We start from the raw sequence: 22,901 nt of genomic DNA on the forward strand, positions 1-22,901 counted from the left end.
CATGCCGCCCGGCAGCGCGCTTGCCCGGATCGAGGGGTCGGCGCGCATCCTTGCCCTGATCAAGCTCGCCAATGTCGGGCTGACCCTGATCTGGGGCTTTGCCGTCACCTATGTGTTCGTGCGCGCCCTGCCGCTGCGCGAGTTCCAGTCCTTCCTGCTGCTGGTGGCGTTCGGCAATTTCACCATCTCCGCCGAGTTCGGCCTGACGAGTATCGTCTATGCGCGGCTGCGGCGGCATTGGTTAGGGAATTTGGGGCCGGCGAATTTGGGGCCGGGGAATTCAGGACCGGGCCAGGACGGGGCGGGTGGATTCCGGCTGGAGGAAATGGGCGTCCTGTTCCTGTTCCTTGGCCTGCTGATCGTCGGCGGCCTGGCGATCCTGTCGGTTTCACTGGCGGCGGGCGGATTGCGCACGGGCATGCCGCTGCTGTTCCTGCTCTTCTTCCTCTCCGCCTGTCTCAACCTGCCGGCGCTGCTCGCCAAAAGGGCGCTTGCGGCGGTGGACGGCAATTTCCTCTGGGAAGCGCTGGATTGCCTGCGCCGGGTGATGACCATCGCGCTGCTGCTGTTCATCCTGCAAGGACTGGACCCGCGCGTCTCCGTCGCCCTGCAACTTTGCGTGAGTGCGGCGGTGATCGGCTATGCCATCGCCCTGGTGCATCGGCGCCTCGGCATGGAGGCGCGGCACTGGCTGTCCTTCAGGGTCGGTGGCGGCCATGTCAGGCGCCATTATCTGCGGGACATCGGCGCATCGGCTGCCTTCACCATTTCCGAAATCCTCGCCTATAACGCGCCTTATTTCACCATCGCCGCCGCGACCCATGATGCGCGGCCGATGTTGATCTTCGACTTTTTCTTCAAGATGTCCCGCTCGCTTTCCATGCTCGTCAGGGCGACCGTGGAGGCGGCCTTGCCCCGGATCACCCGCGCTTTTCATGCGGGCGACGGCGTAAGGCTGCGTCAGTTGATGGTGCGGGCGCTTGGCGCGGCGCTTTTCTTCGCGCTCGCCGCTTCGGCGGCCTTGCTGCTGCTTGGTGAATGGCTGTTCGCAAAGCTGTTCGACGGCCGCGCGGCGATCGACCGGATCGACCTGCTGCTGATCGGCGGGGCGCTGCTGGCGCTCGCCCTGATCTGCGTGTCCGTCTATGTGCAGGGCGCGCTGGGACGGTTCACGCTGCTGCTCGGCCGATCCTTGCCCTTCCTCGCCGGTTCGCTGCTCAGCGTGCCGCTGGCCCGGATATTCGCGCCGGAGCGGTTCGACCTGCTGTTCCTGATCCTCTACACGCTGACCCTGTTCGCCGCGGCATTCATCCACGGCCTTTCCCTGCGCCAGTTGATGGGGAAGCGCGCATGAAGGTCGCGATGTGCGATCCGTCGCTCTTCACCGGCCGCTATGACGACAGCCTCTGCGCGGCGATGGCGGCAGAGGGCGTGGACGTCACCCTGCTCGGTCGACCGATGCGGGAGACGGATGCCATCGTGCCGCAGGGCTATGGCTATGAGCCGCGCTTCTTCCGCCGGAGCGAGACCCTGCGCCAGCGCATCGGTGAAGGTCGGGCCTTCCGCCTACTCAAGGCCGCGGAATATGGGCTCAGCTGCGCGCTGGGCGGCCTCGCCCCACTGGCCAGGGCCGATGTGGCGCACATGCAATGGCTGCCGCTTGCGCCCGCCGACCGGATCATGTTGCGGCGGTTGAAGGGCAGGACCGCGCTGGTCCATACCGTGCACAATGCCGATGCCTATCATGCCGACGCCGGGGTGCAGGGCAGGGGCTATCGCGGCCTGCTCGACATGTTCGACGCGCTGATCGTCCATGGCGGGACGACGCGGACCGCGCTGGAGCGGCAGGGCATCGATCCGAAACGCATCCATGTGACGCCGCATCCGCCGATGCGACTTGCGACGGCCGGGACGGAGGATCTGGCGCAGGTGCCCGACGCTGTCCTGCCGCGCCTGCTCTTCTTCGGCACGATCCGCCCCTATAAGGGCGTCGACCTGCTGCTGCAGGCGTGCCTGTCGCTCTGGCGCGCCGGGCATCGTTTCGAACTGGTGCTGGCGGGCAAGCCGTTCATGGACATCGCCCCGCTGCTCGACAGCGTCCATGCCGCCGGCTTTGGCGAGCGGCTGATCGCCGATCTTGCTTTCCTCACCGAACAACGGCTCGACGCCCATATGGCGAAGGCGGACATATTGGTCTTCCCCTATCGGCATATCGACAGCAGCGGCGCTTTCCTGTCGGCCCTGCACCATGGCAAGGCGATGGTCACGTCGGACGCGGGCATGTTCGCCGGCCTGCCGGAGGAAGTCGCCGTCAGGACCCCGGCGGGAAATGCACCCGCGCTTGCGCAAGCCCTCTTGCCCCTCGTAGAAAGCGCGGCCATCAGGCAGGCTTTGGGAGCGCGCGCGCGCACCTATGGAGATTCAATGGGCAATTGGAAGGACATGGCGCTGGCCACCATCGCCATCTACCGCAGCGTGACCGGGAAATGAGCCGCCATGTCCGGGAACTGCGCGACCGGGCGCTGGCGGTGCGGCTGGCGCTGGCGGGGCGGGTGCATCAATATCCGGAAATCCAGGCGCTGCGCCGTTTCCTGAGCGCCTTTGCGGTCGATTGCGTGTTCGATGTCGGCGCCAACCGGGGCCAATATGCGACGATGCTGCGCAAGGATGCGGGCTTCGACGGCACGATATTGTCCTTCGAGCCCAATCCGGACATCTTCTCCGAACTGGAACGGAATGCCTCGTCCGACCGTCAATGGCATGTGTTCAACATGGCCCTGTCGGATTTCGACGGCATGGCGAGCTTCAACATCATGGCGGCCGACCAGTTCAGTTCGCTGAAGACGCCGTCCGGGGAACAGGACGCGATCTTCGCCGAACGCAACAGGGTGACGCGCTCGGTCGACATGCAATGCCGCCGGTTGGAAAGCCTGCTGCCCGAACTGAAGCGCGCCCATGGCTTCACCCGACCCTTTCTCAAGATGGATACGCAGGGGCATGACCTGTCCGTCTGCGAAGGCGCAGGCGATGCGCTCCACGACATGGCGGGGGTGCAGACCGAACTCGGTGTCCGGCCGATCTATGAAGGCGGGACCGGCTATCGCGCGATGATCGACTGGCTGGCGGAGCATGGCTTCGTCCCCTCCGCCTTCTTCGCCAACAATAAGGGGCATTTCCCCCTGCTGGTCGAGATGGACGGCATTTTCGTCAATCGGGCGCTGCTGCCGCAGGAAGGCTGATGTTCAATCGGTTGCGCCCCATCAGTGCCACCCGTCTGCTCCTTGCGGGCGCGATCGGGCTGACGCTCTGGCTGGGCGCGACCTTCCTCTGGCATGTGACCTACAGGCAGGGCATCAGCCTGGCGGTCATCCTGTTCCTCGATCAGGATTTTCCGGCGCTTCTGGGCGCATTGCTGCTGCTGACGCTGGCCGCCCCCTTTGCGGAGGGTCTGGGCTGGCGCCTGCCTACGCCGCGCGCGCGCATAATGGTGCCGCTGGTGCTGCTGTTCGGCCTGATCGCCTGGGCGGGCCATTACTGGCTGTTCCAGGACTATTCCATCTCCCGCGACGAGGAGGTCGCCCGCTTCGCCGCCGCCTATATGCGGGAGGGTTTCCTGGCCCGCCCGATCCCGATGGAGTGGGAGGCCTATCGCCGGGCGATCATGCCCGAATTTTTCTCCCCCTTCGGCGCGGCGGATTATTGGACCGCGGCCTATCTGCCGGTGAACAGCGCAATCCAGGCGCTGTTCTGGCAATTGGGCGACCCGAATCTGGCCGGGCCGGTGCTGCTGATGGCGGGGCTGTTCGCGCTGTGGCGGGTGGCGCTGCACCTTTTCCCCGACAGGCCCGACGCGGTCTGGGTGACGATGCTGCTGGGCCTGTCTTCGGCACAGCTCTGGGTCACGGCGATGACGCCCTACGCCATGACCGGGCATTTCGCGCTCAACATGATCTGGCTGGCGCTGGTGCTGCGCGGCGGGCTGATCGGGCATCTGAGCGCCGGGGTGGTCGCGCTGGCGGCGGCGGGGCTGCACCAGTGGCATTTCCCGCCGATCTTCATCGCGCCCTTCATTCTCTGGATGCTGCTTGGGAAACGGTGGAAGGTCGCGATCTTCCACATCCTCGTGCTGGCTGCCATCGTCATAGTCTGGGCGAAGCTATGGCCCGCCTTCCTGACGCATGTGTTGGGGCAGCCGACCGACGTGCGTCCTTCCGCAGGCGTGGCGGACAAGGTGGGCAGCCTGTTCGAGCGGTTGGGCGACCGCTGGCAGCCGCTGGTGAATCTCAGCCGCTTTGCCGCCTGGAACAATATATTGGTGGTGCCGCTGGCGACGCTGGGCGTGTTCGCGATGCGCTGGCGCAAGGCGATCCGGGGGCAGGAGATCGCGCTGCCGCTGGCGCTGGGCTGCTTCGCCGGATGCGCCCTCGCCCTGGCGCAGGGCTATGGCTGGGGCTATCGCTACGCCCATGGCTTCATCGGGCCTTTCTGCCTGCTGGCGGGCCTTGGCTGGGCGCGTTTCCGGACCGGCGCCATGCGCCCCATGTTCCTGGGCGCGGCCATAACATTGCTCAGCAGCGCCTTTCTCGTGTGGCGGACGCACGGCTTCGTCGCGCCCTATGCCGCAAGCCACAGGATGATCGACGCTTCCAGGGCCGATGTCGTGCTGGTCGACCCCCGCGGCGGGCTTTACGTGACGGACCTGGTGCGGGGACGCAACGGCGTGCCGGGCAAGCCGATGGTGATGAACCTCGGCATGCTGACGCTCGAGCAGGTGGACAATCTCTGCAGGAATTATGTGGTGGAACTGTTCGACCGCGCGGAGTTCCGGCCCCTTGGCGTACCGCTGGCGCGATGGAATCTGGGGCGCATGGACGCGCTGCGGGCGCATATGAAGGAAGAGGGCTGCGACAAGCCGGTCCAGCCGCCGCTGCCGGAGACGGAGGAAGAAGCGTTCAACGCGGCGGGGGCTGTGCTTTGATCCTGTCGTCGTCCCAGCATTGAACGGCCGGCATTGAACGGGATGACGCCATGTTGGCCGCCGCTACTGCCCCTTCACATAGACCCGCTTGCCGCCGATCCACGTCTCCAGCACTTGCGTCCCGTGAATCTCAACCGGGCTTGACGTGGAAATATCCCGGTCGATCAGCAGGAAATCCGCCCGCTGCCCCGGCACCAGACTGCCGAAGCGCTTTTCCGCGAAGCCCGCATAGGCTGCCGTCCTGGTGAAACCGTCCAGCGCCGCCTCGAAGCTTACCCGCTGTTCCGGCATCCATCCGCCTGCCGGCTGCCCCGATGCATCTTCCCGCGTCATGGCGGCGGCGATGCCGGGGAAGGCATTGGGGCTTTCCACCGGTACATCCGACCCGAAGGCCAGCGGCACGCGATTGTCCAGCATCGCCTTCCACGCATAGGCGCCCTTCAGCCGCGCCTCGCCCAGCCGCGCCGTGGCCATGCGCCAGTCGGAGGTCTGATGCACCGGTTGCATCGACGCGACGATGCCATATTGCCCGAAGCGCGGCAGTTCCGCCGGATCGACGATCTGCGCATGCTCGATGCGCCAGCGCCGGTCGCCCTTGTAGGTTTCGCTGAGTTCCTGCACCGCATCCAGCACTTCGCTGTTCGCCGCGTCGCCGATGGCGTGGACCGCGATCTGGAAATTGTCCATCGCGGCCCGGCTCATGATGTTGCGAAGCTGGGTGGACGGGATCATCGCCAGGCCGCGCTGCCCCGGCGCATCGGCATAGTCCGCCTTCAGCCAGGCGCCCCGCGATCCAAGCGCGCCATCCAGGATCAGCTTGACCCCGCCCATGCGCAGATGATCGTCATAGAGCCAGGGCGTCGGCTCAGGCCCGGCGATCAGCACCATATTCTCAAGGCCATAGGCATAGGACATGATCCGCACCCGCAGCGCGCCGCGGTCCGCCGAACGGCGAAAGGCCTGCCAGTCGTCGATGCTGGTGCCCATGTCGGCAATGCCGGTAATGCCTTGCCGCAGCAGCGCCTGCTGCGCCTTCTCCAGCGCGATGTCGCGATCCTTGGGCGCCGGCGGGGGCACGACGCGCGTGATCAGATCCATCGCCTTGTCGACGAACACGCCCGCAGGCTTTCCCGCCGCCATTTCGATCCGGCCGCCGGGTGGCGCCTTGGTCGCCGCGGTGACGGCCGCCGCCTTGATCGCCAGCGAATTGGCCCAGCCCGCATGGCCGTCTACCCGTTCCAGCCAGACCGGAACGTCGCTGACCGCAGCATCCAGCTCGGCCGCCGTCGGAAAACGGCCCAGGCCCCAAAGCTCCTGATTCCAGCCCTTGCCGATGATCCATTTCCGGCCCGTATTGGCGGCGGCATAGGCCCTGATCTTCGCCTGCGCCTCCGCCAGCGATTTGGTTTCCGAAAGGTCCAGCGTGATCAGCGACAGGCCATAGCCCATCACATGCCCATGGGCGTCGATCAGCCCGGGGATCAGCGTCTTGCCGCCCGCGTCCAGCTTGAAGTCGGGGCGGCTGGGCTGTGCCTGCTCCGGCTCGTTCTTCTTCCGCTTCCGGGGGCGCGGCTGCTCCGGCTCCCGATAGCGGTCGGGCAACAGCTTATCCACCTTGCCCTCATCGTCGATGGTGAGCGCCCGGAAACGCACCACGCGGCCATTGGCATCCAGCGCTATGCCGTTCACATTGTCGATGATGCCCGAAGCCAGCGCAGGGACGGGCAGCGTCAGGGCAAGGGCGACGGCAATCCTGCATCCGTTCGCGCGGAGCTTGCCGCAGCGGCGCATTGTCCTTGGGTCAAGCCCGGGGCGGACGGCGCTGCTGGTCATGCCGGCCTTGTTCATGCCCGCGTGATCCGCCGAACGAGCGCGCTGGTGTCCTGCCGGTGGCCCCCCATGGCCTGCACATCGGCATAGAATTGATCGATCAGCGCCGTCACCGGCAGGGTGGCGCCATTGGCCCGCGCTTCCTCCAGCGCCAGCCCCAGATCCTTGCGCATCCAATCCACCGCAAAGCCGAAATCGAAACTGTCCGCTGCCATCGTCTTCCAATGCTTGTCCATCTGCCAGCTTTGCGCCGCGCCGCCGGAAATCGCCTCGAACAATGTGTCGAGGTCCAGTTCAGCCGCCTGCGCGAACCGCAGCGCTTCGGCCAGGCCCTGCACAACGCCCGCGATGCAGATCTGGTTCACCATCTTGGCGGTCTGCCCCGCGCCTGCCTTCCCGACATGGACGATGCGCGGCGCATAGGCCTGCATCACGATCCGGGCGGCTGCGACCGCGGGCTCGCTGCCCCCGCACATGACTGCAAGGCTGCCCTTTTCCGCCCCGGCCTGACCGCCGGTCACCGGCGCGTCGACGCAATGCAGCCCCCGGCTCTCGCCCTCCACGAACAATTGCCGTGCGATCCGCGCCGACACCGTCGTATGGTCGATGAACAGGCCGCCCGGCTTCATCGAGCGAAAGGCGCCGTCGCGGCCCAGGGTGATCTGGCTCAGATCGTCGTCGGTGCCGACGCAACTGATGACGATCTCCGCATCCTCCGCGGCCTTGGCCGGGTTGATCGCGACCGCGCCGCCATAGGCCTCCGCCCAGCGCTTCGCCTTGCCGATGGAACGGTTGTAGACGGTCAGCTCATGCCCCGCCTTCGCCAGATGCCCCGCAATCGGGCCGCCCATGACGCCCAGGCCGATAAACGCGATTTTAGCCATATGCCTCGATCAGTTGGATGCGCGCCCGCAAGCCATAGGCAGAGTTTTCGGTCAGTGCCAGTTCCTTCCGAAGCAATTTTAAGCTAGGTGGCGCGCCATGAACACGCTGAGCAAGATAGAGAGCGCCGTGCCGCTGCCCATTTCCGTCGACGACATCCTCGCGGCGCGGGTGCGAATTTCCGGCTCCGTCGTGCATACGCCGACGCTGGTCAGCCAGACGCTGTCGGCCATGTTCGGCTGCAAAGTCTATCTGAAGTTCGAAAATCTCCAGTTCACCGCCGCCTATAAGGAACGCGGCGCGCTCAATCGCCTGCTCCAGCTGGATGAGGAGGCGAAGCGGAAGGGCGTGATCGGGGCTTCCGCGGGCAATCACGCGCAGGGCCTGGCCTATCACGGCAAGCGGCTGGGCGTGCCGGTCACCATCGTCATGCCCAACACCACGCCCACGGTGAAGGTCACGCAGACACAGGGCCATGGCGCCACGGTCGTCCAGTTCGGCGAGAAGTTCGACGATGCCTATGCCCATGCGCGGCTGCTGGAGGTCGAGCAGGGCCTGACCTTCGTCCATCCGTTCGACGAACCCGACATCATGGCGGGGCAGGGCACGGTCGCGCTGGAAATGCTGGAGGACGCGCCGGAGATCGACACGCTGATCGTGCCCATCGGCGGCGGCGGCCTGTTTTCGGGGGTGGCGACCGCGGCCAAGGCGATGAAGCCCGACATCAAGGTCTATGGTGTGCAGGCGGAGCTTTATCCGTCAATGTACGACTATATCAAGGGCGCTAACCTGCCCTGTGACGGCGATACGCTGGCGGAGGGCATTGCCGTCAGGGAACCGGGCGAACTCACCCGCCGCTTCGTCGAGCGGCTGGCGGACGATGTGCTGCTGGTCAGCGAGCGCCATCTGGAGGAAGCGGTGAGCCTGCTGCTCCAGATCGAGAAGACAGTGGTGGAGGGTGCGGGCGCCGCCGGCCTCGCGGCGCTGTTGACGCACAAGGAACTGTTCGCCGGGCGCAGCGTCGGGCTGATCCTGACCGGCGGCAATATCGATACGCGGCTGCTGGCCAATGTGCTGCTGCGCGACCTGGCGCGCTCGGGCCGGCTGGCGCGGCTGCGCATCATCCTGCAGGACCGGCCGGGCGCGCTGTTCCATGTGGCGCGGATCTTCGACCAGGAAGCGGTCAACATCCTCGAACTGTCGCATCAGCGGATCTTCACCAATCTGCCTGCCAAGGGCCTCAGCCTCGACGTGGAATGCGAGACGCGGGACGGCGCCCATCTGGAACGCCTGATCGCCGCCCTGCGGGCAGTGGGCTATGAGGTCGCGCCGATCGAGGTCGCCTAGCCTTATTGAAGACTGCGCGAGCAGAAGGGTGGAGAGCGGACACCCACTTTATCCCTCTCCCTGGAGGGAGAGGGCTGCGCAGACTTGGCAGCCTGCTGCCTTAGTCGTAGCTGGGTGAGGGGGTTGCGATCCAACGGATCGCACGGACCGCAGGCCCGCTCCTCCTCGTCTAGATCAGCCTAGGCTCCTTCGTCGCCAAGGCTTCCCGTCCTTCTCAAGGGAGAAGGAAGATCTTGCACTGGCCACTTCCCGTAAAACCGAAAATAAAGGGAGCCGGCGCGCAGTCCCATGCGCCGGCCCCCCATTTGCGTTGATGCCTTGCGACCCAAGGCTCTCAACGACTGCACCGTACAGACGGCGCAGCGATGCGTTATCCGTGCAGTTTCAGTGCCGTTTCCGCAACGCGCCGGCCCTGATAGCGTGCGCCCTCCAGTTCTTCCTCGCCGGGCTGGCGGCTGCCGTCGCTATCCGCCAGCGTGGTGGCGCCATAGGGTGATCCGCCGCGGACCTTATCGACGCCCATCTGTCCCGCAAAGCCATAGTCCAGGCCGACGATCACCAGACCGAAATGCAGCAGGTTGGTGATGATCGAGAACAGGGTGGTCTCCTGCCCGCCATGCTGGCTGGCCGTCGAGGTGAAAGCGCCGCCCACCTTGCCGTTCAGCGCACCGCGCGCCCAGAGGCCGCCTGCCTGGTCGAGGAAGGCCGCCATCTGGCTGGACATGCGGCCGAAACGGGTGCCGGTGCCGATGATGATCGCGTCATAATCCGCCAGTTCCGCGACAGTGGCGACCGGCGCTTCCTGATCGAGCTTGAAATGAGCGGCTTGCGCCACTTCCAGCGGTGCCGTCTCCGGCACGCGCTTGATGTCGACCTGCGCGCCGGCAGCCGCCGCGCCTTCCGCCACGGCCTTCGCCATCGTCTCGATGTGGCCGTAGGAGGAGTAGTAGAGAACCAGAACCTTTGCCATGAGTATCTCCATTTCGTCTAATGCATTGATCGTAAAAAGGTTTCGAAAAAATCGGCCGCCCGCGCAGAGGGAGGGGGGAGAAGCGCGGGCGGCCTTTCGGCCCGTCCGGGGGAAGGGGACGGACCTTATTCGCTGTCCACCAGGACGATTTCGGCGTCCTCGATCGCCTTGATGGTGATGGGCGCGCCGCCGATGATCGCAGCGCCGTCACGCGCCTCGAAGATCTGGCCGTCGATCTCGACCCGCCCGGTCGCCGGAACCAGATAGAGATGACGTCCTTCGGCACTGTCGTAGGTCACGCTTTCGCCCGCCCTGACGGTGCCGCCCAGCAGACGGGCGTCGGCGCGGATGCGCAGCGCTTCCACATCCTCGGCATGGCCGCTTGCCAGGACCACCAGCTTGCCGGACCGGTCGCCCTTCGGAAAGGGCTTGGCGCCCCAGCTCGGCTGGCCGCCGCGACAGCGGGGCGTGACCCAGATCTGAAAGAGCGTCGTCGTCTCTTCTTCCAGATTATATTCGGCATGGCGGATGCCGGTGCCCGCGCTCATCACCTGGACGTCGCCGGCCTCGGTCCGGCCCCTGTTCCCCAGGCTGTCCTGATGGGTGATCGCGCCCTTGCGGACATAGGTGATGATCTCCATGTCCGCATGCGGATGCGGCGGAAAGCCGGAGCGGGGGCCGATCTCATCATCGTTCCAGACCCGGATCGCGCCCCAGTTCATGCGGGCGGGATCATGATAGTCCGCAAAGGAAAAATGGTGCCGCGCGTTCAGCCAGCCATGGTCGGCATGACCGAGGGACGCGAAGGGGCGGCGTTCGATGCGGCTCCCGACTGTCGTGCTCATATTCAGGCCTTTCGATTGCGTTGCCGGAAGGTTCCGGCTTGCTTTCCGCCAATCTAGCGATCAGGATCGTTTCTTGAATAAGCAGCATTGAAACGGATTGTTTCCTTATGCGTCTTCCCGATTTCGAGGCATGGGCGATGTTCGCCGCCGTGGTCGAGCATCGCAGCTTCACCGACGCGGCCAAGGCGCTGAGCGTTTCCAAGGCCACCGTGTCCAAGGCGGTGACGCGGCTGGAGCAGCATCTGGATACCAGCCTGTTCAGCCGCACCAGCCGCCGCCTGGCCCTTACCGAAAGCGGCAAGCGGCTGGCCGAGCATGCGGCGCGCATCCTGTCGGAAGGGCAGGCGGCGGAGGAAGCGGCGAGGGACGAAACGGCCGAACTTTCCGGCACGGTCCGGCTGGGCGCGCCGATGACCTTCGGCCTGCTTCGCGTCGCGCCGCTGGTCGCCGAATTCACGAAGCAGAACCCGCAGGTGGACATCGACCTCCACCTGTCCGATGCGCGCATCGACCTGGTGGAAATGGGCCTGGATGCGACCATCCGCATTGCCGACATGCCGGACAGCTCGCTCCGCGCCCGGCGCCTGGCCGACGTCAAGCTGCATGTCGTGGCGTCGCCCGCCTATCTGGCGGAAAGGGGACGCCCCACCCATCCGTCCGACCTCGGCAGCCATGATTGCCTCTGCTATTCCAATACCCCGACGCCCGACGTCTGGCGCTTTTCCGGCCCCGGCCAGCAGAATGTCGTGGTGCAGGTGCGCGCCCGGCTGACGGTCAACAGCGGAGAGGCGATGCTGCCCGCGCTGCGCACCGGCGTCGGCATTGCCCGGCTGCCCGATTTCATTGTCGGGGACGCGCTTGCATCGGGCGAACTGGAGGAGATTCTGGTCGATTGGCGGCCGCCGCCATTCGGCATCCACCTGGTCACGCCGCCATCGCGTCTGCGGCCGGCCCGGGTGGACGCCGTGCTCGATTTCCTTACCCGCCATCATGGCTGTTGAGGACTCGTTCCACAGGTGAATCCATCTTGACTCCATCTGAATCATTTCGGCTGCAAAATGTTGAAAACAGATTCAAAATCCCACGACTCGCGGATTCCTGCCGGTTAGCGAAAAATTAACCTTTGTCCTTCAGAAGTTTTTTGGTTAATGAATTGGAGCGGCCGTCGTTCTCTGGGGGTGAACGGGACTGCTACGCAAAGGGGCTTCACATGCGCGTGCTGCTAATCGAAGACGAACCGACAACCGCGAAGGCGATCGAGCTGATGCTCACGACGGAGGGGTTCAACGTCTATACGACCGACCTTGGCGAAGAGGGTCTCGACCTCGGCAAGCTCTATGACTACGACATCATCTGCCTGGACCTGAACCTGCCGGACATGCATGGCTATGACGTGCTCAAGAAGCTCCGCGCGGCGAAGGTGCAGACGCCGGTGCTGATCCTGTCCGGCGTGGCGGAAATGGACAGCAAGGTCCGCTCCTTCGGCTTCGGCGCCGACGATTATGTGACCAAGCCGTTCCACCGCGAGGAACTGATCGCCCGCATCCATGCGGTCGTGCGCCGGTCCAAGGGCCATTCGCAGTCGGTCATCCGCACTGGAAAGCTGGCGGTCAACCTGGACGCCAAGACGGTGGAGGTGGACGGCAACCGCGTCCACCTGACCGGCAAGGAATATGCGATGCTGGAGCTGCTTTCGCTCCGCAAGGGCACGACGCTGACCAAGGAAATGTTCCTGAACCACCTTTATGGCGGCATGGACGAGCCCGAACTCAAGATCATCGACGTCTTCATCTGCAAGCTGCGCAAGAAGCTGGCGCTGGCCTGCGGCGGGGAGAATTACATCGAAACCGTCTGGGGCCGCGGCTATGTGCTGCGCGATCCGGACGAGGCGGAGGAATTCGCGACCAAAGTCGCCTGATCCGAGCCATTGCGACAGGAAGAAAAGGCTGGCGATCCCGACAGGATCGGCGGCCTTTTTCATTTTTGCGCCTCTACGGGACGGGCTCCTGGAGCGTTTCCCAGGCAGATGGAATCATCTGCTGACTCGGAAAACGCGACAAAACAAAAACTTAGATCAGTCGGGCCGATGCAATCGGATAGGAATCCGCTCTGGAGCGCGCTGCGTTAAATTGGACGCAGCAAATGAACGTCGCGCAATCCAAACGGCCGAATGCGGATCGCCTGCTCAGGGCAGAAGCGAAATCACCGCCATTCATTGTTGGTGTCCGGCCCCTGTAACCGCGTCCGGAATCCGGGCCGCTTCGTCTCCGCCGATGGCCGGAACGCCTCGGGCACCTGATACCCCTCAGCCGGGCGATCGGCGGGGGCGCGACTTTTCACCACCTCCGGATTGATCTGCGCCTCCAGATGCACGCCGAAGCTCTGTCCCTTCCGCCATGCGATCTTTCCCTGCGCCGGTCGGCAGTCGGGCAGGAGGATGACGACGCTTTCCCCCACGGCAAGGTCGAACTCGCACCGCCCGCCAAGACCCATTTCCGACACGTCGCGAACGAGGATGTCGATCTCGCCATAATCCGGATGACGCATGCGCGCCTTCAGCAGCCGACGCTGGCGGTCATGCAGCCGCTTGGAGGCGAAATCGGAATCCGAAACGGACATTCAGTCCCGTATCTCTTCAATATCTGGTGCCGCGACGCACCTATGGCGACCCTTGGCTCCATTCGGCACTGCCGGCCGGACCCATATGAAATGACGGTGTAGACATTCAGGCGCGCCATGAAAAGCGCCATCATCTTAAACCATTTATATCAAAGGCTTTTAGCGTTTCGTTCAGAAAGAGGGAAGGCCGGCGGCCCGATAAGGGTCGCCGGCCTTCGATCAGGCGGTGAGGCGGCAATGCGGCTGAAAGCCGGTCGGGGATATGTCGCCTCCGGGCGAGGTCAGTTGGCCGCCTGATCCGAAGCGGCCGAGCTGGCCGAACCCGAAGCCTGTCCGCTGCCCGAAAGCTGTCCGGAAGCATCGACGGACCCCAGGCCGCTCGCGCCGTTCGCCGCACCGTTGGCCGCGCCCGCGGCGCTGCCGGCGGCATTGCCTGCTGCCGAATGTGTCCGGCTCACGGCGTTGGCGGCGCGGTCCCGCGCTGCTCCTGCGGTGGCGCTGGCGCGGTCCTTGGTTTCGGCGACGGTTCCAGCGGCCCGGTCCCGCGCCGCGCCGGCCGTGTTGCCGGCCTGGTCGCGCAGGCCGCCCACGGCATTGCGCACATCGCCTGTCCCCAGCGTGTCGGCCGTCAGGCTGCCGCCTGCCGATCCGCTGGCGGAGCCCGAAGCGCTGCCGCTGCGGCTCTTGCCATGGCGGCTGACCGATCCGGAGGCGGAACCGCTGCCGCTGCCATGGCCCGAACCGCTGGCGCCGACACGGCCATTCTCCAGGTCGATGCTGCGGTCGAGGCCGACGCCGCCCGATCCGCCGAGCGTGCCGCCCAACGATCCGCCCGCGCCACCCAGCGCGCCGCCCAGGCCACCGCCCAGCATGCCGCCGCCACCGCCGCCCAGCAACTGGGCAGAGGCGGGCGCGGCCGTCAGGGCGGCAAGAGCGGCGGTTGCAATCAGGAACTTGACTTTCATCGATCGTCTCCTTGTTCGTTGTCGATCCGATGACAGGACAACGCGACGGCGATCGGATTTAATCCCAAAATGTCGGAAAAAACTTCAAATCATTGAAAATCAATCATTATTTCTGCAAGTACCGCAAATGATGCTAAGGCCGGAGCCCCGCTTCGCCTCCGCCCGCAGGGCCGCCACGCTGCCCTTGGCGAACAGCCGTCCCGCCACCAGCGGCGCAGCGAAGGATGTACCGCGGACCTTACCCTTGCCGCCGTCGGCCCGGGCCGCATTCATGTCCGCCCCCGGTGCGGCGAAATCCACATGACGGGCCCGCCCCGCCTCGGGCAGGACGCGGCCCCGCCCGTCAATGCCGGTGACGGCGATCACCCCGGCATAGGATGCCGGATAGGCCGGCGGCGCGGCCGGCCCGTCATTGCCGACCGCCGCGACCACGGACACGCCACGTTCCCGCGCCAGTCGGATGGCGCCGGCCAGCAGGGGATTGTCCGGGCCCACCAGGCTCACCGTCACGACATCGGCCCCGCGCGCCGCCATCCAGCCAAGCGCACGCGCCATGGCGAAGGCGCTGCCGCCCGCCGGGTCGTCGCCATAGACATCGGCCACCAGCAGGGGCGCGCCGGGCGCTGCGCCCCTTATACTGCCCGTCCCGCTGATGAGGGAGGCGACCGCCGTCCCGTGCGCGCTGGCGCGGGGAGCCCCTCGGGCGAAACCCCGCTGTTCGATCGGGCCGGTCAGGCTGGGGTGCCGGGCCACCCCGCCGTCGATCAGCCCCGCCGCCTTGCCCCCAACCGACGCGGTTTCCACAAGCGCGGCGGCGGCAAGACCCATGGAAGCGCCGCTGGGGAAATAGAGATTGTCGGCACTGGCCTGCGCTTCCGGGGCGAGGGACCGGACCTGCTTCAACGCACGCGACAGGCTGCGGCCCTGCGGCACGGTCAGGCGGGTCACGGCAAGGTCCAGCCCCTCTATGGCGGCATCTTCCACGCCATAGCCGGCGGAACGCAGCGCGGCGATGCTTTCCGGCCGCGCCCCGGTCAGCAATATGACGCCGCGCCGCGCCGGTTCGCGCCGGTCGTCCAGTTCCACCGAATCGGCATGCCGCCGCACCAGATCGTCGATCCGCGCCGCCCGCGCCGCCAACAGCCGGTCGGCCAGCCGGGCAGGCGGCAGCCGGTCAAGCCCGGCCTGGTCGAGCGTTCCTTCCACCCGATCCATCACATGCGGCACGATGCCGCCTGCCTGGCCGCTCACCTGACCCAGGGTGCTGCCCGGCGAAGGCAGCAACTGCGCCTGCGCGCCCGGTGCGGTCAGAAGCAGGCCGGCAACGATCCATCGACGCGCGAATTTCATCTCGACCTCTCCACCGCCGGCACTTCCACCATCAGACTGCCTTCCGGTCCTTTCGCTCTCAAAATGATTCATTGCGAAAAAATTTCCGATACAAGATCCATGCTCAGGGATGAAACGTGCGGCGGCAGCCGTTTCATCCTTCAGGAAGCTGAATGGAGACCGGATGTCGTTCGAAAGCGATCTGTTGGCGATCCTGCCCCGGCTGCGGCGCTTCGCCGCCAGCCTGTCGCGGGATCGCGCCGATGCGGACGATCTCTGCCAGGCGGCGTTGGAAAAGGCGCTCCGGGCACGCGATCAATGGCAGCCGGGGACGAGACTGGATAGCTGGATGTATCGGATCATGCGCAATCTGTGGATCGACGAGGGCCGCTCCCGGCAGCGCGCCGCCCGCACCTTCGCGCCGGAGGAGGCGGGCGAGCATGTCGGCCATGCGGGCGACCGCGATGTGGAGGCGCATGTCATGCTGTCCGATGTCGACCGCGCGATGCAAAGCCTGCCCGACGAGCAGCGGGAGGCTATCGCGCTCGTGCTGGTGGAGGGGCTGTCCTACCGGGAAGCGGCGGAGGTGCTGGACATTCCGATGGGCACGCTGACCTCGCGGCTGGTGCGCGGGCGCGGCGCTTTGATCGAACTGCTGGGGGAAGCGGCATGACGGACATGGACGAAGCCATGCTGATCGCCTTTGTCGACGGCGAACTGGACGAGGTGAACCGGCGGCGCGTCGAACGTGCCGTGGCGGAAGACCCGGCGCTGGCTGCGCGGCTCGACATGCATGTTCGCCTGCGGGAGCGGTTGGCCGGCCATTATGCGCCCATCGAAGCCGAGCCTGTGCCGGCCGCGATGCGGACCTTGTTGCAGGAGGATGCGAAGGTCGTCCCGTTCCCCCGTCCGGTCCAGGCGCGCCGGCGCGCCTGGGTCATGGGCGGCGCCATCGCCGCGAGCCTGCTGCTGGGGCTTGGCGTCGGGCATTTTTCCGGCGGGAGCGACGGTCCGATTTCAATAGAGCGGGGCACGATGGTCGCACAGGGCGAGTTGGCGTCGGCGCTCGAAACCCAGCTCGCTTCCGCGCAGGAGGAAGCGCCGATCCGCATCGGCCTCAGCTTCCGGCGCAAGGGCGGCGGATGGTGCCGCAGCTTCGAAGGGCAGGCCCTGTCGGGCGTCGCCTGCCGCGAGGGGCAAGGCTGGCAGGTGCAGCAGCTCGTGCCGGGCGCGGGACGGGAAGGGGCTTATCGGCAGGCATCCTCGGGCGATGCGCGTCTTATGGCGACTGTCGATGCCTTGATGGACGGCTCTCCCCTCGATGCCGCGCAGGAGAAGGCGGCGAAGGACAGGCGGTGGCAATAGGATAGCGGCTGAAGGAAGGGTGGTATCGGACACCCGCTTTATCCCTCTCCCTTGAGGGAGAGGGCTGCGCAGACTTGGCAGCTTGCTGCCTTAGTCGTAGCTGGGTGAGGGGGTCGCGATCCAGGGGATCGCGCGGGCAGCAGGCCCGCTTTCCCCTTACCAATCAACCCAGCCCCCTTCGCCCCCAAAGCTTCCTGTCCTTCTTCCTCAAGGGAGGAGGAAGGTCTTAAAATGGCCAAAGCCAGCCCAATGGCACAGCAGGAACAGGCTAACGCATCCCCATGGCCGCTTCGCTCAGAACTCGAAATTCAACCGCCCATAATAAAATCCGCCGCTGGTCCCATAGGGCGAATATTGGTTGTAAAGGGAAAAGCCGTTGCCCTGTAGCGAAGTGGGCAGCTTGTCGGGATAGCTGTTGAACAGATTGTTCGCCCCGGCCGTCAGTTTGATGCCCTTGCGCAGTTCCATCCCCAGTTCCAGGTCGAAGATGACCTTGGGATCGATTTCCGCATCCAGGGAAGGCGTGGTCGGATGGACCATCGTCACCTTGCCGTAGCGCGTGGCGCGCAGGTTCAGGCTGGCAGGCCCCTTGGTCCAGAGGATGTTGGCGATGAACTTGTCGCGCGGCGTGCCCTTGGTGAAGTCGCCCTGTTTCGACCGGCCGATCAGCACCAGCTGGGAATTGGCCAGTACCGGCGGCACGGCATCGACATGGGTGAAGACGGTCTTGTTGAAATTGGCCGACAGGCTGAACAGCGCATTGCCCCAGTCGCCCAGGGCCGCCCGCCAGGTGCTGACCACGTCCAGCCCCCGCGTCCGGGTGTCGGCGGCGTTGGAGAAGTAGAAGCCGCCCGCCGAGGATGTGATGCCCGCCGCCGCCAGTACGCTGCGCACGAGCGGGCCCTGCAGGGTTTCGGACAGCAGGATGCGGTCCCTGATCTTGATCTGATAGGCGTCGACCGTGATGTTGAGGCGCGGTGTCGGCGTGAGGACGATGCCGGCCGAAAGGTTTCTGGACTTTTCCGGCTTCAGGGCCGTGGCGCCAAGCGCGACGGCCGCGGCGGAATCGACCGGCAGTGCGGATACGGGCAGCAACACGCCGCCGACATTGATCGTGCTGGCGGAGGAATAATGCTGCTGTTGCAGGGTCGGCGCGCGGAAGCCGGTGCTGGCCGTGCCGCGCAGCGCCAGGCCGCGCACCGGCTCGATCCGCACCGACGCCTTGCCGGTGTCGGTGGTGCCGAAGTCGGAATAATCCTCATGCCGCCCGGCCAGCGCGACCTCGAACCCCTCCACGACCTGCTGTTCCAGGTTCAGATAGGCGCTCCAATTGTCGCGGCTCCATTTCCCGGCGGAGGAGAGGGGGAAACCCGTAACCCCCTGCGACCCGGATGTCCGCAGCACACCGGCATTGGGGCCGGTGGTCGACCGGTATCCGCCGTCGATATAGGAAACGGGGTCGCCCGCACCGATGGCATAGCCGTTCCAGCGATATTCCGCGCCCAGCGCCACCAGCAACGGTTCGGCCAGCCCCAGATCGACCGTCTTCTGAAGGTCGAGATTGGTGGTCCACTCCTTCGACGTGACGGCGCCGATATACATGTCGGTCGGGCTGGCCGGACCGAGCGAGGCGTTGATGACCGAGCTTTCCCGATATTTCACCCAGTTGCGGGAAAAGCTGCTGGACAGATCGTAATGGAATGTGTCGGACAGGTCGCCGCGCAGCCCCGCCGCAGTCTGGAAGTCCTCGTCATAGATGTGGAGATGCGGGCTGTAGCCATTGGGGAACAGTTCGGGGATGTTGTTCGGCGCGTCGGGGAAGCGATAGGTCAGCCAGGCGTCGCTATGCCGGCGCGACGCCGTGCCGAACAGGTAAAGTTCGACCTGATCGCTCACCGGCAGCGACAGGTCATAGGCGAAGTTGATGCCCGACACCTGCGGCTGCCCGCCCCGGTTCACGTCGCGATCGACGGTCGCCTCACGCGGGTCGAGCACACCCGTGGCCGATGAATAGAGCTGTCCCACCCGCGCATAGAACTGGCCCGGATTGGGCGCGCTGCGATAGGTGCGGCCCTGAAGGAAGGCGTCCAGCGTGAAATGGACATGGCCACCGTCCCCGATGCCGAAGCCCTTGCTGATCTGGAACCGGCCCTGTTCGCCGCCGCCGTCCGCCGTGGCCCCGCCCAGGAAGGACGCGCTGCCGCTGGCATCGTTCTTCAGCAGGATGTTGACCACGCCTGCGATCGCGTCGGACCCATATTGCGCCGACGCCCCGTCGCGCAGCACCTCGATCCGCTCGATGGCGGAGGAGGGGATAAGGTCCAGGTCGGGCGGCGACTGGCCGTTCTGGGTCGTGCCGTTGATGAACAGGGTCGCCGTATTGTGGCGCCGCTTGCCGTTCACCAGCACCAGCAACTGGTCGCCCGCAAGGCCGCGCAGCGACAGCGTCTTGACGGCGAAGCTGGCGCCCGCGCCGCTGTTCGACACGTTGATCGACGGCACCAGCGTGCCCAGCAGGTCGCGCACCGATTGCTTGCCGCTCGCCTCCAGGTCCTTGGCGCTCAGCACGTCGATGGGCGCCAGGCTCTCCGCGACGGTGCGCGTGGTCTGGCGGGTTCCCGTGACGATGATCGGGGCCGAGGCATCGTCCCCATCGGCGGGCGCCATGGCGACCGGGGCCGCCGACGCCCCCGCCACGCCGACCTGCGCAAGCTGGACCGCCAGCGGACTGCGATGGGCGACGGTGCGGTTGGCCGGCACGGCGAGGGCGACGACGCCGACGCCCGCTTCGCTATGCTTGAGCGCGGTTCCGGCCAGCAGCCGTTCCAGCGCGTCTTCGGTCGACAGCCAGCCCTGCACGCGCCGGCTGCGGATCGACGCGACCTCGTCATAGGGGAAGAGGATGCGCACGCCCGACTGGGTCGAAAGCTGGCGCAGGGCGCTGCTCAGCGGCTGCGGGGCGATGTCGAACTTGTGCCGCTGCGACAGGGTGGCGTCCATTTTCGAGGAGGCCATCAGCTCCGTGGGCAAAACAAGGCATGTGGCGAGGGCGAACCCCGCCAGTGCATGGCGAATGCGCATCGATTGTTCCCCTGTTGCAGACGGCTTTTGCCGTTCCGACATCTTCCAACGAAGAAAAGGTCCCGACCCGCCATCCATTCCGGAGCGGCGGACAGGAACGATCGGATGCGACCGATAAAGGATCAGGAAATCAGCGGGAAATGAGATTATCTTATCATAATATTACAAATGGCGCTCAGCCCGGATCAGGCGCTGGTCCGCAGAAACCAGCGCCGGTCCTTTTCCAACCCGATCGCGGTCAATCGGCCGCTGCGGAAAGCGCCGGTGTCGATGCCGATCCTGTTGGGCTGCACATCCACATCCTCGCTGATGCTGTGGCCATGGACGATCATCTTGCCGAAATGTCGCCCATGGTTCAGGAAATCGCCCCTGATCCACCGCAGATCGGCAGGAATCTGGGCATCAAGCGCAACGCGAGGCCGCACCCCCGCATGGACGAAGAGATAGTCGCCAAGCGGCAGCATATCGGCAAAGTCGTCCAGGAAATCGACATGATCGCGGGGCACATGGGCCAGCATCCACTGCGCCATCGCCTCGTCGCTCATAAGCGCGCTGTCCTCCGCCCGCAGGCCGTAGCTGGCCAGCGTCTCCACCCCCCCATATCGGCGGAAGAGGCGCGCCGCCTGCGCCTTTCCGCGGGCGGCTGCGATGAACATCTCCTCATGGTTGCCCTTGAGGAAGCGGATGTCGCCGGTCGAGCGCGCCAGGCCCATCGCCCTTTCCACCACCTGCCGCGACTGCGGGCCCCGGTCGACCAGATCGCCCAGCAGGACCAGCAGCCGGGGCAGGGGATCGCGCTCCGCCTCGTCCAGAGCGATCCGGTCCAGCAATTGGGCGAAAAGGTCGTCGCGGCCGTGAATGTCGCCTATGGCATAGACGCGCCTGTCGCCGCCCACGCTGGGGGAGGGCGCATCGTCCCGCGCCTTCCGCCTGCGGAACGGCATCAGCATGGCGGGCTTGCCTCACACATCATGCCGCCACTGTCGCACAGCGTTACAGGCGCGGCAATGTGACGCCCTGCTGCCCCATATATTTGCCCGCGCGGTCGGCATAGCTGGTCTCGCACGGCTCGTTGCCCTTAAGGAACAGGAACTGGCACGCGCCCTCATTGGCGTAGATCTTGGCGGGCAGCGGCGTGGTGTTGGAAAATTCCAGCGTCACATGCCCTTCCCAGCCCGGCTCCAGCGGCGTCACGTTCACGATGATGCCGCAACGCGCATAGGTGGACTTGCCAAGGCAGATCACCAGCACGTCGCGGGGCACCCGGAAATATTCGACCGTCCGCGCCAGCGCGAAGCTGTTGGGCGGGATGATGCAGACATCGGTCTTGCGGTCGACGAAGCTGTTGGCGGCGAAATCCTTGGGGTCGACCACGGCGCTGTCGACATTGGTGAAGATCTTGAATTCGTCCGCCACCCGCGCGTCATAGCCGTAGGAGGAGAGGCCATAGCTGATGCAGCCGTCGCGCCGCTGGCTTTCCACGAACGGCTCGATCATGCCGCTGGTCCGGGCCTGTTCGCGAATCCACTTATCCGACAATATCGACATGGCTGTTCAGCTCTTTCTGGGGGTGATGCCCAAATCGGCGGGGCCGAAGGCATGGGGCAGGAGTTCGGCGACGCGATGTTCGGCCAGCGCGTCTCCTTCCGGCGCCGCGCAGTAAATGGCAAGCGTGCGCCCGGCCATCTGCTCGGCTTCGTTCATGATCTGGCGACACCGGCCGCAGGGGGTGACGATGGCGTCTCCCGATACGGAGCCGTCCGGCCCCATGGCGCCGCCCACGACCGCGATCGCTTCCACATCGGCAAGGCGGCCCTGCGCGTTGGCCGCCGCCAGCGCCACCGTTTCGGCGCAGAGCGACAGGCCGTAGCTCGCATTCTCGAAATTGCAGCCGGTCACGATCTGCCCGTCGGTCAGCCGCACCGCCGCGCCCACGGCGAAGCGGCTGTAGGGCGCGTGCGCATGGCGCATCGCCGTCCGCGCCGCCCCGATCAGCTTTTCCGTCGCATTCATCGCGCCATCACATCCCATCGCACCGGTCCGTCGATGCCGTCGATATGCCGCATATCATTGGCTGTCCACATCACCCATTTGCGCTTCTCGCGATCGGGCGCGAAGAAATTGCGGTCCAGCCATAAGGTCCGGTTGATCCCCGATGCAATGGCATATTGCGCGTCGAAATCGTCGCTGACGTTGAGCAGGACCGGCGTGCCCGCATGACTCTCGATCAGGTTGATCAGCGTATTCAGTTCCGACAGCACCGCGTCCTGCCCCGGCCGCGCCCGGCAGCCCGGCTCGAACGCCAGCCTGATCACCGGCGGCAGCGCGGCATTGTCCCGCGGAACCATGGTCATGAAGCCTGTCGCCTGTTCCGAAGCCCTGGCGCACAGGCTGAAATCCAGCGCCGCGCCATAGCGCAGCCCCGCCGCCCGCGCGCCTGCCCAGTTCGCCTCGAAGGCCGGATCGCGCAAGCGCCCGCCGCGCGAGGCGCGGATATAGGCGAAATCCGCCCCCTGCGCCGCCAGCGTGCCCCAGTCGATGGAGCCATTGTCCGACGATACCGACACGCCCTGGGTCGGAAACGCCTCCCGATCCGGCGCCCATTCGCGCGCATAGAGCCATCCGCCCAGGGCCATCAGGCCCAGGACGGCAAGAAACAAGCAAAAACGGGCCATGAAATGGCCGGCACT

Annotated in this window: 21 protein-coding genes; 9 read left to right on the forward strand and 12 right to left on the reverse strand. The window is 65.8% G+C overall.

All coding sequences use genetic code 11. The features are described 5' to 3' along the window. The first annotated feature begins 1 nt into the window (after position 1). The 4 genes from EGM87_RS02110 to EGM87_RS02125 are packed head-to-tail and all read left to right on the forward strand — an operon-like array spanning position 2 to position 4,978. Positions 2–1,354 (forward strand): hypothetical protein, encoded by a 1,353-nt coding sequence (locus tag EGM87_RS02110; protein WP_171010013.1) that lies wholly within the window; start codon positions 2–4, stop codon positions 1,352–1,354. Beyond that, positions 1,351–2,490 (forward strand): glycosyltransferase family 4 protein, encoded by a 1,140-nt coding sequence (locus tag EGM87_RS02115; RefSeq protein WP_137709191.1) that lies wholly within the window; start codon positions 1,351–1,353, stop codon positions 2,488–2,490. Before EGM87_RS02110 ends, EGM87_RS02115 begins: the two co-directional genes overlap by 4 nt. Further along, a complete protein-coding gene (locus EGM87_RS02120) occupies positions 2,487–3,239 on the forward strand; it encodes an FkbM family methyltransferase (protein ID WP_137709190.1) in 753 nt (250 codons plus the stop codon). Before EGM87_RS02115 ends, EGM87_RS02120 begins: the two co-directional genes overlap by 4 nt. Beyond that, positions 3,239–4,978: an MFS transporter gene (locus EGM87_RS02125; RefSeq protein WP_137709189.1), complete on the forward strand. Its 1,740-nt coding sequence runs from the start codon at positions 3,239–3,241 to the stop codon at positions 4,976–4,978. Before EGM87_RS02120 ends, EGM87_RS02125 begins: the two co-directional genes overlap by 1 nt. A 63-nt stretch (positions 4,979–5,041) precedes the next feature. On the opposite strand, the gene EGM87_RS02130 is transcribed toward EGM87_RS02125, so the two are convergent. After that, positions 5,042–6,769, reverse strand: coding sequence for an amidohydrolase (locus EGM87_RS02130; RefSeq protein ID WP_137709682.1), 1,728 nt, complete (start codon positions 6,767–6,769; stop codon positions 5,042–5,044). 53 nt (positions 6,770–6,822) lie between these two features. Beyond that, positions 6,823–7,692: an NAD(P)-dependent oxidoreductase gene (locus EGM87_RS02135; protein WP_025549659.1), complete on the reverse strand. Its 870-nt coding sequence runs from the start codon at positions 7,690–7,692 to the stop codon at positions 6,823–6,825. Positions 7,693–7,789: 97 nt separating this feature from the next. On the opposite strand from EGM87_RS02135, the gene EGM87_RS02140 reads away from it, so the two are divergent. After that, positions 7,790–9,037 (forward strand): threonine ammonia-lyase, encoded by a 1,248-nt coding sequence (locus tag EGM87_RS02140; RefSeq protein ID WP_044661875.1) that lies wholly within the window; start codon positions 7,790–7,792, stop codon positions 9,035–9,037. 370 nt (positions 9,038–9,407) lie between these two features. Here the strand turns inward: EGM87_RS02140 and wrbA are convergent, their stop codons facing one another. Both wrbA and EGM87_RS02150 read right to left on the reverse strand, forming a co-directional pair. Then, positions 9,408–10,007 (reverse strand): NAD(P)H:quinone oxidoreductase, encoded by a 600-nt coding sequence (gene wrbA / locus EGM87_RS02145; protein ID WP_061936259.1) that lies wholly within the window; start codon positions 10,005–10,007, stop codon positions 9,408–9,410. Positions 10,008–10,132: 125 nt separating this feature from the next. Next, positions 10,133–10,852: a pirin family protein gene (locus tag EGM87_RS02150; RefSeq protein WP_044661876.1), complete on the reverse strand. Its 720-nt coding sequence runs from the start codon at positions 10,850–10,852 to the stop codon at positions 10,133–10,135. A 107-nt stretch (positions 10,853–10,959) separates the two neighbouring features. Here EGM87_RS02150 and EGM87_RS02155 point away from each other — a divergent pair, with 107 nt between their 5' ends. Together EGM87_RS02155 and ctrA are read left to right on the forward strand one after the other, a co-directional pair. Continuing rightward, on the forward strand, positions 10,960–11,853 hold the full coding sequence (locus tag EGM87_RS02155) for a LysR family transcriptional regulator (RefSeq protein WP_044661877.1): 894 nt from the start codon (positions 10,960–10,962) through the stop codon (positions 11,851–11,853). 209 nt (positions 11,854–12,062) lie between these two features. Then, positions 12,063–12,770 carry a response regulator transcription factor CtrA gene (gene ctrA, locus EGM87_RS02160; RefSeq protein ID WP_025549663.1) on the forward strand — a complete coding sequence of 236 codons (708 nt, stop codon included), beginning with the start codon at positions 12,063–12,065 and terminating at the stop codon, positions 12,768–12,770. Between the two features lie 284 nt (positions 12,771–13,054). On the opposite strand, the gene EGM87_RS02165 is transcribed toward ctrA, so the two are convergent. From EGM87_RS02165 to EGM87_RS02175, 3 genes are all read right to left on the reverse strand, one after another. Then, a complete protein-coding gene (locus EGM87_RS02165) occupies positions 13,055–13,471 on the reverse strand; it encodes a hypothetical protein (RefSeq protein WP_137709188.1) in 417 nt (138 codons plus the stop codon). 281 nt (positions 13,472–13,752) lie between these two features. Then, positions 13,753–14,436, reverse strand: coding sequence for a hypothetical protein (locus EGM87_RS02170; RefSeq protein ID WP_137709187.1), 684 nt, complete (start codon positions 14,434–14,436; stop codon positions 13,753–13,755). A 99-nt stretch (positions 14,437–14,535) separates the two neighbouring features. After that, the gene (locus EGM87_RS02175; protein ID WP_137709186.1) at positions 14,536–15,858 is read right to left on the reverse strand and encodes a S8 family serine peptidase; all 1,323 of its coding nucleotides are present in this window, start codon (positions 15,856–15,858) and stop codon (positions 14,536–14,538) included. Positions 15,859–15,949: 91 nt separating this feature from the next. Between EGM87_RS02175 and EGM87_RS02180 the strand changes: the two genes are divergently transcribed. Both EGM87_RS02180 and EGM87_RS02185 read left to right on the forward strand, forming a co-directional pair. Beyond that, positions 15,950–16,438, forward strand: a complete 489-nt coding sequence (locus EGM87_RS02180; RefSeq protein WP_044663090.1) for an RNA polymerase sigma factor — start codon at positions 15,950–15,952, stop codon at positions 16,436–16,438. Then, the gene (locus tag EGM87_RS02185; RefSeq protein ID WP_137709185.1) at positions 16,435–17,130 is read left to right on the forward strand and encodes an anti-sigma factor family protein; all 696 of its coding nucleotides are present in this window, start codon (positions 16,435–16,437) and stop codon (positions 17,128–17,130) included. The genes EGM87_RS02180 and EGM87_RS02185 overlap by 4 nt, the downstream gene beginning before the upstream one ends. 294 nt (positions 17,131–17,424) lie before the next feature. On the opposite strand, the gene EGM87_RS02190 is transcribed toward EGM87_RS02185, so the two are convergent. The 5 genes from EGM87_RS02190 to EGM87_RS02210 form a co-directional block, all read right to left on the reverse strand. Further along, the gene (locus EGM87_RS02190) at positions 17,425–20,211 is read right to left on the reverse strand and encodes a TonB-dependent receptor plug domain-containing protein (protein WP_137709184.1); all 2,787 of its coding nucleotides are present in this window, start codon (positions 20,209–20,211) and stop codon (positions 17,425–17,427) included. A gap of 185 nt (positions 20,212–20,396) precedes the next feature. Then, positions 20,397–21,161 carry a metallophosphoesterase gene (locus EGM87_RS02195; RefSeq protein ID WP_137709183.1) on the reverse strand — a complete coding sequence of 255 codons (765 nt, stop codon included), beginning with the start codon at positions 21,159–21,161 and terminating at the stop codon, positions 20,397–20,399. A 43-nt stretch (positions 21,162–21,204) separates the two neighbouring features. Further along, complete coding sequence (gene dcd, locus EGM87_RS02200; protein ID WP_044661884.1) at positions 21,205–21,759, reverse strand: dCTP deaminase; 555 nt, start codon at positions 21,757–21,759, stop codon at positions 21,205–21,207. A gap of 6 nt (positions 21,760–21,765) precedes the next feature. Further along, on the reverse strand, positions 21,766–22,224 hold the full coding sequence (locus EGM87_RS02205) for a cytidine deaminase (RefSeq protein ID WP_044661885.1): 459 nt from the start codon (positions 22,222–22,224) through the stop codon (positions 21,766–21,768). Continuing rightward, positions 22,221–22,886: a glycoside hydrolase family 25 protein gene (locus tag EGM87_RS02210; protein WP_025549401.1), complete on the reverse strand. Its 666-nt coding sequence runs from the start codon at positions 22,884–22,886 to the stop codon at positions 22,221–22,223. Before EGM87_RS02210 ends, EGM87_RS02205 begins: the two co-directional genes overlap by 4 nt. Between the last annotated feature and the right edge of the window lie 15 nt (positions 22,887–22,901).

Source organism: Sphingobium sp. RSMS (assembly GCF_005406185.4).
Lineage (GTDB): Bacteria > Pseudomonadota > Alphaproteobacteria > Sphingomonadales > Sphingomonadaceae > Sphingobium > Sphingobium fuliginis.